The organism is Paenibacillus sp. cl141a (genome assembly GCF_900109305.1).
Classification (GTDB): domain Bacteria; phylum Bacillota; class Bacilli; order Paenibacillales; family Paenibacillaceae; genus Paenibacillus_AQ; species Paenibacillus_AQ lautus_A.
This window is the reverse complement of record NZ_FNZO01000001.1, coordinates 486,915-503,766: the sequence shown is the minus strand read 5'-3', so window position 1 is coordinate 503,766 and position 16,852 is coordinate 486,915. Positions and strand designations below refer to the sequence as shown.

The following is a 16,852-nucleotide window of genomic DNA, read 5'->3' as shown; positions in this document are numbered from 1 at the left end:
ATAGCCCCGGGAGGTCACATCCTGGCGGCAATGTCATGTAATAACGCATGGACGCACCGAAGAGCCCTACACAACCGGGCTCCAGGCATACACGGATAATTTTTGGACATCGCGAATCAGTTCATTATACCGTTTTAGTATATCCTCGGTTGCAGCATGGCGGAACTGCTCAAAGATCCCCATGCAGCGCAGCATCCCGTTATCGCTTTTGATTCTGATCGAATACTCGAGACTGTCCAGGATATAGGATAAACCGCGATTTTGCTGTTTGGCATTCAAATAGTATATCCCTAATTCGGCGAGAAGGCGGGTGTAACGGTTTATTGTGACCTGATCGCTTATCTTTCCAAGCTCATTTTGCTGCGATCTATAATGCAAATGCTCTTTAAAACGGTCCAAAATTGGATCAACATGAAGTTGATAACGATTGGCTGCGACCATGATATTGCATAGAGCAAGAAAGATCTCATTTTCTCTCGATTCAACGTAATCTACATACTGATGTAGGGCACCTGGTTGTCCGCTCATCAAGCTATACATATAACGATTAGCTTCAGCCCATTCGCTAAACTGACCTATGATATGAGATTCTTCAGGACTGGGATTTATTACCCACTCTGGTTTATCATACAAGGATACATAGTAGAATGCATTTTCGTAATTCCCACGCTCTTGATGCAAATATGCCTGAACTAGGTACGAATAAAGTAAATAAAAAAGAAGAGGTCTATTTGGAAATTCAAGTGATTCAAACGTATTTCTATTTTGCTGATAATGAATTCTGGATTGATGTTCCATTCTTTTGGCAAGAGCTTCGATTTTATCCATACGCTGCAAAGATATATTCAGATTGATAAGCTTAACATACGCATCCAACTGATACATTTCATCCAACCTATCAATATAAGGCTCGAAATATACGGCAGCTTGTAAATTTTCCTCTTGGTTCTCACCTAACTTGATTATGAATAGTCGATATTGGCAAAGAGCTAGCCGTTCGGAATACTGCAATTTTTCGCATTCGGCTACGCATTCGTATAATAACGCAGCCGCTTTATACTTTTCCCCGATGAACAATTCTTCCGCCATTTCGAAAAGCATTGGTGCGTAATTGATGTTTTCCAACGTCATTCGTGCAGCTTTATGCAAATAATCCAATTTATCCAGTTCAGCACATCGCTCAAGAAAAGGCCTCAGCCTCCGCCAATCCGGAGTAGTATGGAAAATACTTTCCGATATGTAAAGATTATAGAAGTGCCCCTCTTCCAGACCCATCCCTTCGGTAATCCGGTCTAACTGGTGCATGGACATGGGACGATTACCATTCAAAATATTACTAAGTGTTCCGCTGTTAATGCCGGATATCCTCGCAAATTGGTTAATCGTCATACGATGATTCTGCAAATATCTTACTATTTCTCCGCGAATCGTGGTTGTCGTCTCCAAGTAACAACACCCCCAGATGGAAAACCAAATATTAGTATAGTAAATAATTAATTACATGCTATTATTTTACATTCGTTAGGTCAATAGTAAATGAAACCTAATAAAAAGAAGATAGCCCCTAATATATTCTGGAACCATCTTCTTCAAGACATTTCTATTTTTAGTATAAATACATAATCCAAAACTTGCTCAGCTTCCGACCCCATGATCATGCGATGATGTAGCCCGATGCGTTGGATCTAACAATTCCGCATTATTCGAAATATTGGGAAATACTATAAACATTAGAATACTAACTGTAGCTAGTAGACAAGCCAATCTTTTTTTCATTTAACTTTTGCACCTCACTAACTAATTTTTTAAATCGTTTCTGGGTTTCAAGCGAAGAAAAGTCCCGGAATTGTTCAAATAACCCCATGCATCTTAGCATACCTTTGTTACTATTAATTGTAATAGAACTAACTAAACTTTCCAATATATATTGTAAACCTTTGTCGTAATTTTTTGCATTTAAATAATATATTCCTAATTCAGACAAAAGTCGGGTATACCTTTCCGCATTGATTTGGCGACTTATGGTTCCTATATTACTTGATTGATTTTTGAGTGTTAAATACACTTCAAAACGCTCCAAAATTTGATCAACATTTATATCATAACGGTTGGCAGCTATCATTATATTGCACAGGGCAGGAAAGACTTCATTTTCTTTTATAGAAATATAGTTGATGTATTCAGGTAGAATCTCAACCTGTCCGATCATAAGCTGGTAGAGGTACTTGTTAGCTTTTCCCCATTCTTTGAATTGTTCGATAATTTGAAGATCATTTTCAGTCGGTTCATATATCCAGTCGGGATTTGAATATAACGATATATAATATAACCCTTTTTCATAATCACCTTTCTCTCGACAAACATTTGCTAGGATTAATTCTCCATATAGAATATAAAAAATTAACGGTTTTACCTCTTTGTCTCCTAAATCATACATTTTCATGTTATTTTGATACTGGATTTTCGCTTTACTTCCCATCTTATTGGCTAATTCTTCAACTTTATCCCAACGATTAAGCGATACATTTATATTAATTAATTGTCTAAGCGCATCTAACTGATACATTTCATCTAAACGATCCACGTATGGCTCAAAATATACGGCCGCTTGCAAGTTTGCATCCTGATCATCCGTAAGCCCAAGCGTAAACAACCTATACTGGCAAAGGGCTAGCCGTTCCGAATGCTGGAATCTTTCGCTCTCAGCCACACTCCTGTAGAGCAGCACGGCCGCCTCATGCTTTCCCTCTTTGAAAAAAAGCTCGGCTGTTTCAAAGAGCAGCGGGGAGTAAGAAATATTATCCATCGTCATTCGGACAGCCTTGTCCAAACAATCCAGCTTCCCCAGTTCCGCACACCTGTGGAGAAACGGTCCCAGTCGACGCCAATCCGGCGTAGCATGAAAAATGCATTCATCTATGTACAACTCGTAGAAATAACCCTCTTCCAGACCCATGCCTGACGTAATTCGGTCCAATTGCTGCATGGAAATCGGGCGGTTCCCATTCAGAATGTTGCTGAGTGTGCCGCTGTTGACCTCCGATATTTCAGCAAACCGATTAATCGTCATTTCGTTCTTATGTAGAAACTCTTCCATTTGTTCGCGAATCGTTGCTGTCATTTCCAAGCTAACACCACCCTCCAGGATCAGAACCCAAATATTAGTATATTTCTCTATACAGTAATCATATTGATTAATATTCCAGCGGTCAATACTTATTTACGTCATTTTTTTACATGAAATACCCAATAAGATTTAAAAATGCCAATTTTCCTGCAAATCTTATTCTATTTATATATCGTCAAATGAAATGACACTATGAGAAAAAGCGCTCCGAAATTTTCGGAAGCGCTTTTATTTGCTGAATTCTATGAACATTCTAATTCATCTTGAGTCCAAAGATTCCTTGTCTTGAAGTAGAAAATTATCCCAGAACCAAACGATCATCGGACAGCCTATGGCCGCTAATCTGCTCAAATTCCCCAAGCAGCTGCTCCACCGTCAGGGATTTCTTGCGCTCTTCGTCCACATCCAGAATGATGCGCCCCTTATCCATCATAATGAGGCGATTGCCAAGACGGATGGCTTGCTCCATGTTATGTGTGACCATAAGCGTGGTCAGCTTCATGTCGCGTACGATGTCATCGGTTATGCGGGTAATCAGCTCCGCACGAGCGGGATCGAGCGCCGCCGTATGTTCATCGAGCAGCAGGATTTGCGGCTGCGTGAAGGTTGCCATCAGCAAGCTTAGTGCTTGACGCTCCCCTCCCGACAACATTCCTACTTTGGCTCGGAGCCGATCCTCAAGTCCAATGCCGAGCCGCTCTAGATGTTTGCGGAAGCCGGCCCGCTTGGAGGCTGTAACGCCTATGCTGAGCCCGCGGGATTGGCCACGACGATATGCCATCGCCAGATTCTCTTCGATGGTCATATGCGGCGCCGTGCCCGCCATCGGATCCTGAAATACCCGGCCGATCCAGCGGCTGCGACGGAATTCCGGCAGATGGCCGATCGAAGTGCCGTCAATGCGCACTTCACCCGCGTCCGGCTTCATTACCCCGGAAATGATATTCATCAGTGTGGATTTGCCCGCACCATTGCTTCCGATAACCGTCACGAAATCCCCAGACTTCAAATGAAGGTTGACGTCCATCAAGGCGATTTTCTCATCCACCGTCCCCGGGTTAAACAGCTTGGACACATGGTTCATTTCCAGCATCAGAGGGCACCTCCTTTGGTCTTCCCTTGCGTAGCTAACAGTTCGGATGAGCGCCTCCGTGCCTGTGAACGCTGCTTCATCGCCCGGTTGATGGTCGGAACCACGAGAGCGATAATAACGATGATCGCCGTGATCAATTTTAAATCCGAAGCCTCCAGCCATGGAATTTCATAGGCAGCGGCAACGACAATCCGATAAATAATCGAACCGCATACGACCGCGAGCGTTGTCCGGAATACCGAGCCGGTTCCCAGAACAGCCTCGCCAATGATAACGGACGCCAAGCCAATGACAATCATTCCAATACCGGAGCCGATGTCCGCAAAACTTGATTGCTGGGCAACCACAGCGCCGGATAAGGCCACCAGCCCGTTCGAGATGCTTAGCCCCAGAATGGTTGTCGTGTCCGTGTTGGCACCAAAGCTGCGGATCATCCGCTTGTTATCGCCTGTCGCGCGCAGCGCAAGGCCAAGATCCGTACGAAAGAACGCATCAAGCAGCAGCTTTCCGATAATTACGATTACCAACATAATATAAATCGGATCGATCGATCCGAAGATATTCGCTTCCTGGCTCAACGAAATATTAGGCTTGCCCATGATCCTCATATTGATCGAATACAGCGCAATCATCATAATAATGCCCGACAGCAAACCGTTGATTTTACCTTTGGTGTGCAGCAGGCCTGTACAGATACCGGCTAACATACCTCCGGCAAAAGCAGCCAGCGTAGCAAGCCATGGATTTACGCCGTTTGTGATCAGAATCGCTGCAATCGCTGCGCCTGTCGTAAAACTTCCATCCACTGTTAAATCCGGAAAATCCAAAATTCGGAACGTGATATATACGCCGAGTGCCATCAACGCATACAGAAGCCCCAATTCAATCGGACCATCCAGTCTCATCACGAAATCCAGCATGTCATGACCTCCTTAAGGATTAAGAAGTAAGGCGCGGGCTGTTATCTCCGCGCCTTACCGTTACTCGATGATGTTGTTGTCCGGGTCCTTGACTTCCTGTTTCATGGCGTCGGTCACTTCAATACCATAGTCAGCCGCAACCTTCGTGTTCAGGATCAGATCCAGCTTATCCGGCTTCGTGATTTCCATGTCCCCCGGGTTCTTGCCGTTTTTCAGGATCTCTACGGCCATCTGGCCGACTTGATATCCATGATCGTAGTACTTGAATCCAACCGTTGCAAAAGCTCCCTTCTCCACCGTATCGCGGTCACTGGAAAAAAACGGTATTTTGTTTTTTTGTGCTGTCTGAATAATTGTCTCGACTCCACTTACCACAGTATTATCCAGCGTGATATAGAAGGCATCGACTTTACCGACTAGCGATTCCGCTGCTTGCTTCACTTCCGAAGTATTGGTAACGGCAGCTTTCACAAGCTCGATTCCATGCTCCGAAAGCACCTCTTCTGCCGTGTTGGCCATAACAACCGCATTTGCTTCTCCTTCATCTAAGACCAAACCAATCCTCTTAACATTTGGAAAATGAGTATTTACAAAATTCATCAATTGTTTGGTTGCTTCCGGGTTCGTGTCAGATGCCCCGGTGATGTTGCCCCCTGGTTTCTTCAAATCGCTGACCAGCTTCGCATCGAGCGGATCTGTTACAGCTGCGAACAAGACCGGCTTCTCCTTCACGTTCTGCGCCACAGCCTGTGCCGAATCGGTTGCAATTGCGATCACCAGATCCGCTTTCGTATCCTTCAACTTCTGTCCGATCGAGAGGTTGTTCGCCGGGTCACCTTGTGCATTGTTGTAATCAATCTTCAGCGTCTTGTCATCCTCCGAGATTCCAGCGTCCTTCAATGCTGCCAGAATGCCTTCCCGCGTCGCATCCAAGGATGGATGCTCAACGATCTGCGAAATCGCGATGCTGTAGGATTTCTTCTCGGCATCTCCGCCGCTGCCCGTTTGAGTCGTACCGCCGCCTTCCGGCTTGTCCCCGCAGCCTACTGCCGTAACCAGCAGCGCGGAGAGTGTAAGTGATAACCACATTTTTCTCTTCATCATGAATCCCCTCTCTTTTATTAACCGCTTCAATAATTTTCTACATAAAGCGACAGCGCTTCCCCGCTTTCATAGACGAAAGCATTAAAGTCAAAAAATAAGTCGTTCCTATTGAACAACGGTCTATTATGAACATTTTATATGTACCCAATTGTATTCGTCAATCAAGATTTTCTAAGGGAGGATGCTTTCCATAAAGAACATCCCCGGATGTCATACGTCTCCGGGGATGCCAGTATAACGAAACCCTATTTATATAGTAGAAAAAAACTCAGCGTCTACAGAATGGAACGGCCCTGCATGGTCGCAAGCCACGCATCTGCCATTAGAGCATGCCCTGCCGGCGATGGATGCACGCCATCGGGCGCCCAATAACTCATCTCAATCTTGGCGCTGGCTGCAGCAAATATGCCGTCGAGCGGAACGTACAAGGTTTCAAATTCGCGCGACAATTCGCGTACGGCTTGAATTTTGGGATCCAAATCCTCCCGCCATTCCTTCTTCACTTCCGTAACGGGCAGCAGAAAGGGCTCCATGAGAATGAAACTGGCGCCGGTTAACTCGCGGGTTTGGATAAGAAGCTCCCGGTATCCTTCATAATAGGCTTCCACGGACGTGGTTTCGCCACGATTAAACCTCCTGCCGGTTTCATTGATGCCGACCAGGATGGATACCCATGTCGGATCCAGATCGATGCAATCTTCCTCCCAGCGCCCCCGCAGATCGACGACCCGGTTGCCGCTGATTCCCCGGTTTACAAAACGAAGCCTTTTCAAAGGCAGCTCCATACCAAGCCGGGAAGCAGCCATCAGCGCATATCCGTGCCCCAAACTGTCCGGCTCCTCGTAATTTCGCCCGCAATCGGTAATGCTGTCGCCCTGAAACAATACGAGTGCATTTTGCTCGATATGTACCATTCTGTTCAACGCCTCCAATAATGAAAGTGTTCTCCTGCTCACCCCTTCATCATAACCGCTTTCAAGCATTCCTGAAACCCCTTAAATTCACATATCATGGCAAACTTTCTATACATTTAAGTTGACTATGTGGAATGAATTCACTACAATTCTATAGGTATACGTATGGCTGAATCTTAATAAAGAACAGGTGATTAAATCATGTCAGAGCAACAGAACTATCAGATCCTTCTCTATTATAAATTTGTTCAAATCCCGGACCCTGAAGCGTTCAAAGACGAGCATCTGCAATACTGCAAAGATCTCGGGCTCAAAGGACGCATCCTGGTTGCATCCGAAGGCATCAATGGTACGGTATCCGGTACGGTTGAACAGACTGAGCAATATATGCAGGATATGCACGCCAATCCGCTATTCGCGGATATGGTGTTCAAAATTGACCCATCGGAAGGGCACGCCTTCAAAAAGATGTTCGTCCGTCACCGCGAAGAACTCGTTACGTTCCGTGTCGAGGATGAGCTCGACCCTAACGTGATCAGCGGAAAACGCCTATCGCCCCAGGAATTCTTTGAACACTTGCAGCGTGATGATGTCATCGTCATCGACGGACGGAATGATTATGAGTACGACATCGGTCATTTCCGCAATGCAATAAGACCCGAGGTGCAATCCTTCCGGGAGTTTCCGGAATGGATTCGCGAGAACCTGAGCGAGCACAAGGATAAAACCATCCTGACTTACTGCACAGGGGGCATCCGCTGTGAGAAACTGACCGGCTTTATGCTCAAGGAAGGCTTCAAAGACGTTGCCCAGCTTGACGGCGGCATTGTCACCTACGGGAAAGACCCAGAAGTACAAGGCCGTTTGTTCGACGGAAAATGTTATGTATTTGATGAGCGCATTTCCGTGCCGATCAATCAAACGGACGAGGATGTAATCGTTGGTAAATGCCACCATTGCGGAAAGCCCGAAGATCGGTATATCAACTGCGATAATGACGCTTGCCACCTGCAGCATGTATGCTGCGAAGAGTGTGAGGAGCTTCATCATGGCTGCTGCTCCGCGGAGTGTGAAGAGATTGTTGCTGCAAGCCACAATGCTTCCTGATTATAAATAACCTGAAGAAATAACAAGCGACCGTCCCTAACAATTGCGAGGAACGGTCGCTTATTTATTTAGAACATTTATCATTTTAGCGATATTGTCAACTCCATCACTAAATAAATCAAGAATAACGTGGATGCAATACCATTTATGGATTTATAAAACCCGGTTTTGTTCTTATACAAATTCTTAACTTTCTCCATATCGAATTCAGTTGTCTTCATTGTAAAAAGTACGGTTGGCAGTGCCCGCGAAAAACCATAAAAAAAGCCGAAAAGTAAGCCAATGGTAGGATCTTTAAAGAGCCCTATATAAATATATAGGATATAAAAGGTCATAAATGGTAAATACGTAAAGATCCCTGCCCCCAGAATGCTTCCCCATACCCACATATTTCTAACTGGTGGTCCATTAACCCAAGAGGCTGGGATTTGCCATTTCCGCTGCGGGACTTTTAAGTTTAAAATTTTAAAATCATGCAGAATGTATAATCCGACTAATACGATCATGAATATCATTTTTAGAATGTACGGCAACCATGAGAAAACGACAAATAATAATAAAGTATACAAAAATCCTGATAACGCGCCAGATAGGGACGAAGCCATCAAGTAGTTAGCCCAGCACTTCATTCTTGTTTTTAAATTCTTCTCACCGAGAAGACTGACCTCGAAGGTCACATTTAGCCCTCAATTTGTGCTTACTTTAGTTACGCCTGCTGTGCAAGCCAGGAATAACAATATGATGAATTCAACATATTCCAATCCTAATTCCTCCTAAAATTATCTTATCGTTACGGCACATCCACAATCCGATGAGTATGGTCGAGTGGAGTCGTTACCGTTTAATGTACAATCACAACAAGCTATGGAACCCCAAGAATAACCTAGACACCAGCAGCCTGTCGATTGATAACCATGCGCATAAGAGACTTTATAACCCGTTGGACATTTGCTTGATTGTGAACTTGAACACCCTGGACAAGCTTTCCGGTTAGGAAAATTACAAGTCGCAGATTGATCGTATACCCAAAGTTGGCACCACGAGGAAGATCCATCCGCAAAAACCGGACGTGCCGAGAAAGAAACGAATGAAAGGAAAGCAGTCGAAAGAACTGTTTTTAAGAACGTTGATCGTGAAACTTTTCGTTCCAAGTTTTCAGCCATAACCTTAGTAAACCTATCAACCGATTCAAGCCATTTAATCATTTATTTTACCGTCCTTTCAGGGAGATTTGTATCTTCAACTAACACAGATTCACCTTCAAGTGCCGATATTAAACCATGGATGTGTTCGATACCGTTGCATAATCCTTTTCCTTTGACTGTCCCATTCTCGTCTATAACAAATGCAAACGGTGTAACTCTAACCTGGCAGGATGCTAGTATCTCTCTTTCTTCATCTAATAATAGTTCGCCAATCAATGATTTATCCGCTAAAAGTTTGGAAAACGAAGTCTTGTCCCCGAGCCCTACTATAACAAAGTTGATTTTTTCATTATATTTCATATAAGCTTTATTCCATTCGGGAATTAACTCCTGGCAAGGTTTGCAACCAGGCGAGATAAAAGCAATCAATGTCGGTTTATGATAAAATGAATCGATCGGTATTCTTTCATTCGAAAAATACGATTTTGCTGAAAATTCAGGCAGCTTGCTCCCGATGGATACACCGTCTCGAGTAATGGCGTCACGTGTGCTCAAATACACGGAACCAAATTGTCTATAAATAAGAAATAATGAGAACAACATGAATAAAACAACTATCCACAAGAGCACATTAGAATAAAATAATATGTCCATAAACCCTCCCGTTAGGCTTTTAATAGCTTCATGTTTTTCTTATAATCATTCCATATTTTCTGCGATAGAAAGTAGATTAAGACTATAACCACGCCTAATACCGATGATGCTACTGAGTATATAGATTGTTGAGAAAATGTTAATCCTATTGCCAAAACATTCAATACGATTAAGGCACCATTTCGGTAAAGCGAAAAAATATCAACTTGGCTTTCCAAGAAGTTTCCGAAACATGAACATGTAACGGATCGTTTTGACTTGATAACCATGATATCCGCGATAAGAAAACTGACCAGCAGCAACAAAGTCATCATAAAGCCGTAGGATGAACTTGCGTGAAATATAATCAAAATTGAAGCAAACAGTTCGATGACAGGCAGGGTATAACCATACATAACAGATAATTTCCTTGGAACGACTCTATACTCGATGACGCCATCAACGAATTTTTTTATGTTGGCAAGCTTTGGTACCGAGGATATTAAAAAAATCAAGAAAAACACAACTTTTAATATGCTGCCCGCTAGCTCTAACATAAATATAGTTCCCTTCGATTTTATTGATCATTAGGTTCTTTACTCGAAATCCCTTCTTTAAATTCTTTCACAGCGGAGCCTAGCGATCTTCCCATTGACGGTAAATTCTTCGCCCCAAATACGATAAGGCCAAGAATCAACAATAAAATAATGCCTGGGACGCCGATTTGATTAAACATAAGCTCCCCCCTTTCAGTTCTTCCGTTTATTTTCTAAAAAAGCGCACAATGCTAGCCCAATTTCGAAAATAGAGATTAATAAAATCATTGCGGTAATATCCGAAATAAAGTCAGGTGGAGTTAAAACAACAGCAGTTATACAAAAGATGGGATATAAAAATTTACGAAATTTCTTAATTGTAGTCGGGGATATGATTCCTAGATGAGTTAAAAAAACCATAAATGCGGGGATTTCCAGTATTAATCCGGCCAATAAACAGATCATAAATACGAACTGAAAGTAATCGGAGAAGTTATACATCGTATTCATACTCAGTTCCTCGGTAACACCCAGAAAAAAGGAAAATAAAAATGGTGTCAGGAAGTAATAGCCAATGAGCACTCCAAGAAAAAAGAGGATAGATACGATAATTGAGAAAACTATAAAGCCCTTTGTGATATTCTTGCTAATTGCCGGCTTAATAAAAAGAAACAATTGCATAATTAAGATTGGAAATGACAAACACACGCTTTGAAGGAGCATCGTTTTAGCATAAATAGAAACGGATTCCGTGACTTTAAAAACATTTAGTTCAATTTCGTGAGCAATTGCTGACGATTTCAACAAATTCACAACATATGGCGATGTAAAATAGGTAATGATTAAACTCGTTAAAAATGCAGCTACGAAATAAAGTAATCTCTTTCGAAGCTCATAAAAATGTTCAATAAATTTCTTGGAATCGTTATCATAAATACGAGGTTCTTCAATAGCGCTTATTTTTTCAATTTCATTTAACATTTTCTCTCCCAAGTATTACGAGTAATAGTATTCGGATTGCTAAGATCGAAACGCCGATGGAATTTGACTTAATCTCCCTCCTTCCAGCATATCATTTCAATATTCTTTAAAATATCCAAATAAAAGAAATACAACCCAAATATTTACTTGGTAATATTTATTATAGTTATATTAATAATTCTTTCAAATAGGACCATTAGCTCAAAAAGTATGATTGCCTAAATATGAAACTGAACTACGAACTTTGATCTTAGACGATGCTTGATAATGTGAATATATAGTTGTATAATAAGGTTCCAAAATTAGATATTTGAGGCTGGCTGGGATACTGGTGTTCCTCTAGGTCTTCAAAACCTTTTGGGAGATTATTGGATCTCCGGTGGGTTCGATTCCCACACAGTCTCGCCATTAATTCATTCACAATGTCCATTTTCGGATCTCTTTTACTCTCTGGGTAAATTGTAAGTGGTCCAGAAGTTCGAGAAACTTAACTAGATTTTTTCTTGGTATACTTAAGATCTCCCTTGCATCTTGCAGAGAAAATGGAAGTTGTTGTGTTGCGTGATATAGTAATTTATATTGATCCTCAAAAGTTTCATAATGAATAAGATGTTTATCGCCTATTGGATAACCCAGTTTTTTCGTAATCATGAAATGATATGATTCATGTTCAAATCGACTTTGAATATTTTCGCTTCTCAAGTATTCCCCCCATTCCTTCACCTCCATCCGATCCTGCTTTAAATTGTCTAAAACTCTGTCAAATTTCGACACAAGTTCTTTCGGGATATGAGGCTCAAAATCTGTCAAATAAATAATGTGCTGCTCCCTTGCAATGGTTCCCTTTTTTATTTCTTTTTTTATTACCGCTTCAATTAGTTTTTTAGGAAACTTTCTTTCCAAAATTTGAATGCACTCTGCTTTGCCTATCCCGATTCGAAAAGGATTTAATCCATGGTATTTGTGCACTTCAGCCTTTACCTGCGATCCTGCATCTTTATAAACTTCCCTAGAAGTGAAAAAACTAGGCTCGATTTCAACAATTTGATCGCTGTCTATCATCCCATTTAGTATTACGTCGATTTGATCGCCGCTAATTGACAATGACTTAATTATTTCATTCTTGTCCAAACTTTTTTTTGTTGATAATAGATCTAGTACTCTTTCTTCCGGATTTGCTTCTCTTTGTTGCAATAATTTCTGAATCGTTTCTTCACCAAATCGATATTTTTCGCCGGCCGTACCAATAACCCATCCGCCACCAATGGTTTCTGGAGGTGAAGGTCGTCTTATAATAAAACGATCGCCGCGTTTAACGACAATCGGATTCTTTAATCGAATTTGACACAAAACTTCAGAGCTTTCGCGTAATTCATTACGATCGAAGAACACAATGTATCCCGAAGATTCAGTTGTTCCACAATAAAAATGGATGGGGGTACGTTGTTTTACAGGATATTGAAGATGATTTACTGAGTTAAGTGACACATCAATCATCGTACTTAGTGTGAAATGGGTCGATGTGACGATAACATCGCCCCTCTTTATTTTGCTTTGTTTAAGTGCACCACCTATATTTATGGCTACTCGCTGACCTGCCGAAGCTTTATCTTTAGAACAGTTATGTATTTGAACTTCCTTTGCCTTTACGGCGCATTGTTGTGGCAATACGGTTAACGTATCCCCTTTATTTACAACCCCTTCGTATATCGTCCCTCTTACAACGACTCCATGACCGTGAATGGTAAAAACCTGGTCAATCGGTAATCTTAAAGCTCCGTTAGAAACGCGTTGCGGGATTTTTTTCAACTTCTCATGTAGCGATAGCTTAAGTTCATACATCCCTGTTTTGCTTATATTATCCACAAACAACACTTCAACTCCTTCAAAAATGGAGCCTTTTACAACCTTGTTTATATCTTCCACTACCATCTTCAGAAAATCATGTTCTACCCTATCAATTTTCGTGACAACGATTAGGCCATTCACGATCCCTAACAGCGTTAGAATTTCAATATGCTCTCTCGTCTGGGGCATTACCCCTTCATCTGCGGCAACGACCAGGATGACAAGGTCTATCCCTGCGACCCCCGCAATCATTTTTTTTATGAATTTTTCATGTCCCGGTACATCGATAATGGATGCTTCTATACCAAATAATGAGAATTGAGCATAACCTAGCTCAATGGAGATATTTCTTTCCTTTTCTACTTTCAAACGGTCGGTATCAATATTCGTTAATGCCTTCGTTAATGAAGTCTTACCGTGGTTAATATGACCAGCGATTCCAATCGTATAATACATAGTTTGATCTCCAATGCTATTCAATAGTTTTAAATCATCCGGGTCCCAAAGATCTCGTTTAATCCTTGCGCAACAATCACAATTTCGTCCGCCTGTATCGTCCTAGCATCTAGAAGAAGAGCATTCTTATGAATTCGAGCAATGATGGGAGGATCATTCTTTCGTAGTTCTCTTTCCAACCACTGTACATCGAATCGATCGGAATTAATGGCGACAACAAAAGAAGGCAATTTTACATCAGGCATCGACCCGCCACCGATCTCAGAGTAATCTGGAATGATTTCAGCATATGGTTTATAGTCGTCTAACAGTAGGTCACGAAGTTCCTCTGCCTTTTTCTTAATTTCTTGTGGCGTAAGCAGGATATCTCTAAGTGTAGGTAGTTCTTCTACCAACTTTTTTTCATCAAGATACAATAATAGCGTGGATTCTAAAGCAGCGAGAGTTAACTTATCCGGTCGCAAGGCTCTGATGAGCGGATTTTTCTTTAATGTATTAATTAGATCGCGTCTACCAATAATAATGCCGGCTTGAGGTCCTCCTAACAATTTATCGCCGCTAAAGCTGATCAAATCTACTTTTTTGTCGACAATCTCTTTAATAAACGGCTCGTTTCCGATATTGTGTTTTTTCAAATCGTATAATACACCGCTGCCAAGATCCTCATACACCGGAATATGATGCTTCTGTCCGAGCATGACGAGGTCTTCAGTCATTACAGAATGCGTATATCCATTCATTACAAAATTGCTCTTGTGAACCTTAAGCAACATAGCCGTATTCTCATTGATTGCTCGCTCATAGTCATAAGTATATGTGCGGTTAGTTGTACCAACTTCGTTAAGAACAGCCCCGCTTTCCTTCATGATGTCAGAAATACGAAATGATCCGCCGATTTCAACAATTTCACCTCGGGATACAACAACCTCCTTTCCTGAAGCTATTGCCTTGAGTATCAGAAATACAGCAGACGCATTATTATTTACAACCAAGGCTGCTTCAGCACCCGTCAAAGTCGTAATAATTTGTTCGACGATATCATGTCTGGATCCGCGCTTTCCCGTTTCAAGATTATATTCTAAATTCGAGTATCTTCCGGCTATTTTTGTTAGATGCTGATTAACCTCATTCGGAAGTACGGACCGTCCTAAATTGGTATGCAAAACAACGCCAGTGGCATTGACGACTGGAACCATCTTGGGTTTTAAACGCTTCCAAATATAATCGACAAAATCGTTTAGCAATTGGTCCTCCGATATGGATGTCAACTGCCCTGAGACGATATCGCTTCTCACTTCTTCAAGATACTTTTTTATTAATATTGTGATATAGTCGGATGATACTGCATGATTTTTTGCTATATTTTTTATAATGGGATTGTTTAATATGCTGGCAACAGAGGGAATAGAACGAAGGATCATATATTTCTCCTTGGTTTTAGTATAGGAATACTTAATTACATCAATTTATAGTGTATATTGTATGAAGGGATATCTTATGGTTTATTTTTTACAAGATGCCAATTATAGTATAAGTATATTTATTTTCATAATTTATTCCTTTTGAATCAAAGTATAATCATAGTTTCTGTATCAAGCAACCGCTAAAATTGAAATTCTAAATAATTCTTAAGATGGAATGTTGCTCTTCAGATCGTGTAGAATAACGAATTCAAATTTTTTATGTTGCAATATGTAAAAATCCCTTTCAGCCAACAAAAGTTAAGTCATCGTTTCAGATGTACTTTTCCATTTGAGTGCTAAAAGGGATTATATCAACATGTATTTAATTGTTTCTAGCGATTAAATATCGTGGAAAACAGCCAATTCAGCTTCGATGGCAGCTTTGATCTTCTCGACGCATTCTTCCGTCGTTGCCGCGAATACACGGTTACCATTCACCAGTGCATATGGACGGAGCTTGCATAGACCGCAAAGATTCATGCAATCCGCCCGCAGGACAGCGATTTCGGGATACAATTCCTCCAGATGCTCAAGCTCCAAAGCACTCATCAAGTTGCTGTCGCAAATCTCCACAACAACAATCCCCATCCCCATCTTTATCACCACTATTCATTTGACAATTCGTTCATTCATTATGAGGAAAACGCATGAATTTGTCAAATCGATCGTAGGGATTGATCAATGGATGAGGGATTCCGCACCATCGATATAAATTTCCGTACCGGTAATATGGGAAGCATCATCCGATGCCAGAAAGGCTACGAGCTGAGCAACCTGTGATGGCTGTCCCGGTCCGTCCGCCAAAGGCTGGTCTCCCTCCGGATATTCAATCGGAATCGTCACCTCGTCCAGCTCCGGCTTCGCAATGGTGCTCTCATCAATATTCGTTGCAATCGCGCCTGGGCATATGGCATTCACCCGAATTTTGTAACGGGCGAGCTCCAGCGCCGCCATCTTCATGAAAGCCACCTGTCCCGCCTTCGTGGTGCTGTATGCGGAGAAACCAAACCCGGTAAACACCCGGTTTCCGTTAATGGAGCTTGTAATGATGATGCTTCCGCCATGATCCTTTAAGTAAGGAATCGCGTATTTTACCGTAGCAAACGTTCCTCTCAAATTTGTGTTAATGGTCGCATCCCATTCATCCAGCTCCATGATCTCGATCGGAGCCTTGGTCCCATTAATACCGGCATTCGCAAATACGATATCAATCTTTCCCCACTGCTCAGCGGCTTGACTGAAGCAATCCTTCAGCGATTCCGCTTTGGAAATATCGCAGTTGCCCGTGAGCACCTCGCCCCCGCCATCTTCTATGGTTTTCTTCACATTTTCTACGCGTTCACGATCGATGTCGATCAACAGCAGTTTAGCTCCTTGCTCTGCCATAAGAAGGGCTGCGGCCCGGCCGATTCCGGAACCAGCACCGGTAACGATGGCTACTTTACCATCCAAACGTTGATTTGTTGTCATTGCCACAACCTCCTCGTTTAAGTTTTCATGATTATAGATAACCCAATGAGTCCGT

General features: G+C 42.0%; 16 protein-coding genes and 1 tRNA gene. 2 read left to right on the top strand and 15 right to left on the bottom strand.

Annotated elements, in window-relative coordinates; all coding sequences use genetic code 11:
- Nucleotides 1-66: 66 nt before the first annotated feature.
- The 6 genes from BMX45_RS02385 to BMX45_RS02360 all read right to left on the bottom strand — a co-directional run bounded on the left by BMX45_RS02385 (nt 67) and on the right by BMX45_RS02360 (nt 7,158).
- Nucleotides 67-1,446, bottom strand: coding sequence for a helix-turn-helix domain-containing protein (locus BMX45_RS02385; protein ID WP_090908320.1), 1,380 nt, complete (start codon nt 1,444-1,446; stop codon nt 67-69).
- Nucleotides 1,447-1,738: 292 nt separating this feature from the next.
- Nucleotides 1,739-3,127, bottom strand: a complete 1,389-nt coding sequence (locus BMX45_RS02380) for a helix-turn-helix domain-containing protein (RefSeq protein WP_090908319.1) — start codon at nt 3,125-3,127, stop codon at nt 1,739-1,741.
- A 298-nt stretch (nt 3,128-3,425) separates the two neighbouring features.
- Nucleotides 3,426-4,220, bottom strand: coding sequence for an ABC transporter ATP-binding protein (locus BMX45_RS02375; protein ID WP_090908318.1), 795 nt, complete (start codon nt 4,218-4,220; stop codon nt 3,426-3,428).
- Nucleotides 4,220-5,140: an ABC transporter permease gene (locus BMX45_RS02370; protein WP_090908317.1), complete on the bottom strand. Its 921-nt coding sequence runs from the start codon at nt 5,138-5,140 to the stop codon at nt 4,220-4,222. Before BMX45_RS02370 ends, BMX45_RS02375 begins: the two co-directional genes overlap by 1 nt.
- 60 nt (nt 5,141-5,200) lie before the next feature.
- Nucleotides 5,201-6,241: an ABC transporter substrate-binding protein gene (locus tag BMX45_RS02365; protein WP_090908778.1), complete on the bottom strand. Its 1,041-nt coding sequence runs from the start codon at nt 6,239-6,241 to the stop codon at nt 5,201-5,203.
- 278 nt (nt 6,242-6,519) lie between these two features.
- Complete coding sequence (locus BMX45_RS02360) at nt 6,520-7,158, bottom strand: SGNH/GDSL hydrolase family protein (RefSeq protein ID WP_090908777.1); 639 nt, start codon at nt 7,156-7,158, stop codon at nt 6,520-6,522.
- A 201-nt stretch (nt 7,159-7,359) separates the two neighbouring features.
- Between BMX45_RS02360 and BMX45_RS02355 the strand changes: the two genes are divergently transcribed.
- Nucleotides 7,360-8,265, top strand: a complete 906-nt coding sequence (locus BMX45_RS02355; RefSeq protein WP_090908316.1) for an oxygen-dependent tRNA uridine(34) hydroxylase TrhO — start codon at nt 7,360-7,362, stop codon at nt 8,263-8,265.
- A gap of 80 nt (nt 8,266-8,345) precedes the next feature.
- On the opposite strand, the gene BMX45_RS02350 is transcribed toward BMX45_RS02355, so the two are convergent.
- The 5 genes from BMX45_RS02350 to tatC form a co-directional block, all read right to left on the bottom strand.
- A complete protein-coding gene (locus BMX45_RS02350) occupies nt 8,346-8,942 on the bottom strand; it encodes a hypothetical protein (protein ID WP_090908315.1) in 597 nt (198 codons plus the stop codon).
- Between the two features lie 528 nt (nt 8,943-9,470).
- Nucleotides 9,471-10,064 (bottom strand): TlpA family protein disulfide reductase, encoded by a 594-nt coding sequence (locus BMX45_RS02345; RefSeq protein ID WP_090908314.1) that lies wholly within the window; start codon nt 10,062-10,064, stop codon nt 9,471-9,473.
- An 11-nt stretch (nt 10,065-10,075) separates the two neighbouring features.
- On the bottom strand, nt 10,076-10,600 hold the full coding sequence (locus BMX45_RS02340) for a MauE/DoxX family redox-associated membrane protein (RefSeq protein WP_090908313.1): 525 nt from the start codon (nt 10,598-10,600) through the stop codon (nt 10,076-10,078).
- A 20-nt stretch (nt 10,601-10,620) separates the two neighbouring features.
- On the bottom strand, nt 10,621-10,779 hold the full coding sequence (locus BMX45_RS02335) for a twin-arginine translocase TatA/TatE family subunit (RefSeq protein ID WP_036661523.1): 159 nt from the start codon (nt 10,777-10,779) through the stop codon (nt 10,621-10,623).
- Nucleotides 10,780-10,792: 13 nt separating this feature from the next.
- On the bottom strand, nt 10,793-11,572 hold the full coding sequence (gene tatC, locus BMX45_RS02330; RefSeq protein WP_175495021.1) for a twin-arginine translocase subunit TatC: 780 nt from the start codon (nt 11,570-11,572) through the stop codon (nt 10,793-10,795).
- Nucleotides 11,573-11,872: 300 nt separating this feature from the next.
- Here tatC and BMX45_RS31195 point away from each other — a divergent pair.
- A tRNA-Sec gene (locus tag BMX45_RS31195) sits at nt 11,873-11,968 on the top strand.
- Nucleotides 11,969-11,977: 9 nt separating this feature from the next.
- On the opposite strand, the gene selB is transcribed toward BMX45_RS31195, so the two are convergent.
- The 4 genes from selB to BMX45_RS02310 all read right to left on the bottom strand — a co-directional run bounded on the left by selB (nt 11,978) and on the right by BMX45_RS02310 (nt 16,797).
- A complete protein-coding gene (gene selB / locus BMX45_RS02325) occupies nt 11,978-13,864 on the bottom strand; it encodes a selenocysteine-specific translation elongation factor (RefSeq protein WP_090908311.1) in 1,887 nt (628 codons plus the stop codon).
- 29 nt (nt 13,865-13,893) lie between these two features.
- Nucleotides 13,894-15,285, bottom strand: a complete 1,392-nt coding sequence (gene selA, locus BMX45_RS02320) for an L-seryl-tRNA(Sec) selenium transferase (protein ID WP_090908310.1) — start codon at nt 15,283-15,285, stop codon at nt 13,894-13,896.
- Nucleotides 15,286-15,666: 381 nt separating this feature from the next.
- Nucleotides 15,667-15,915 carry a YuzB family protein gene (locus tag BMX45_RS02315; RefSeq protein WP_090908309.1) on the bottom strand — a complete coding sequence of 83 codons (249 nt, stop codon included), beginning with the start codon at nt 15,913-15,915 and terminating at the stop codon, nt 15,667-15,669.
- A 90-nt stretch (nt 15,916-16,005) separates the two neighbouring features.
- Nucleotides 16,006-16,797 carry an SDR family oxidoreductase gene (locus tag BMX45_RS02310; RefSeq protein WP_015736211.1) on the bottom strand — a complete coding sequence of 264 codons (792 nt, stop codon included), beginning with the start codon at nt 16,795-16,797 and terminating at the stop codon, nt 16,006-16,008.
- Between the last annotated feature and the right edge of the window lie 55 nt (nt 16,798-16,852).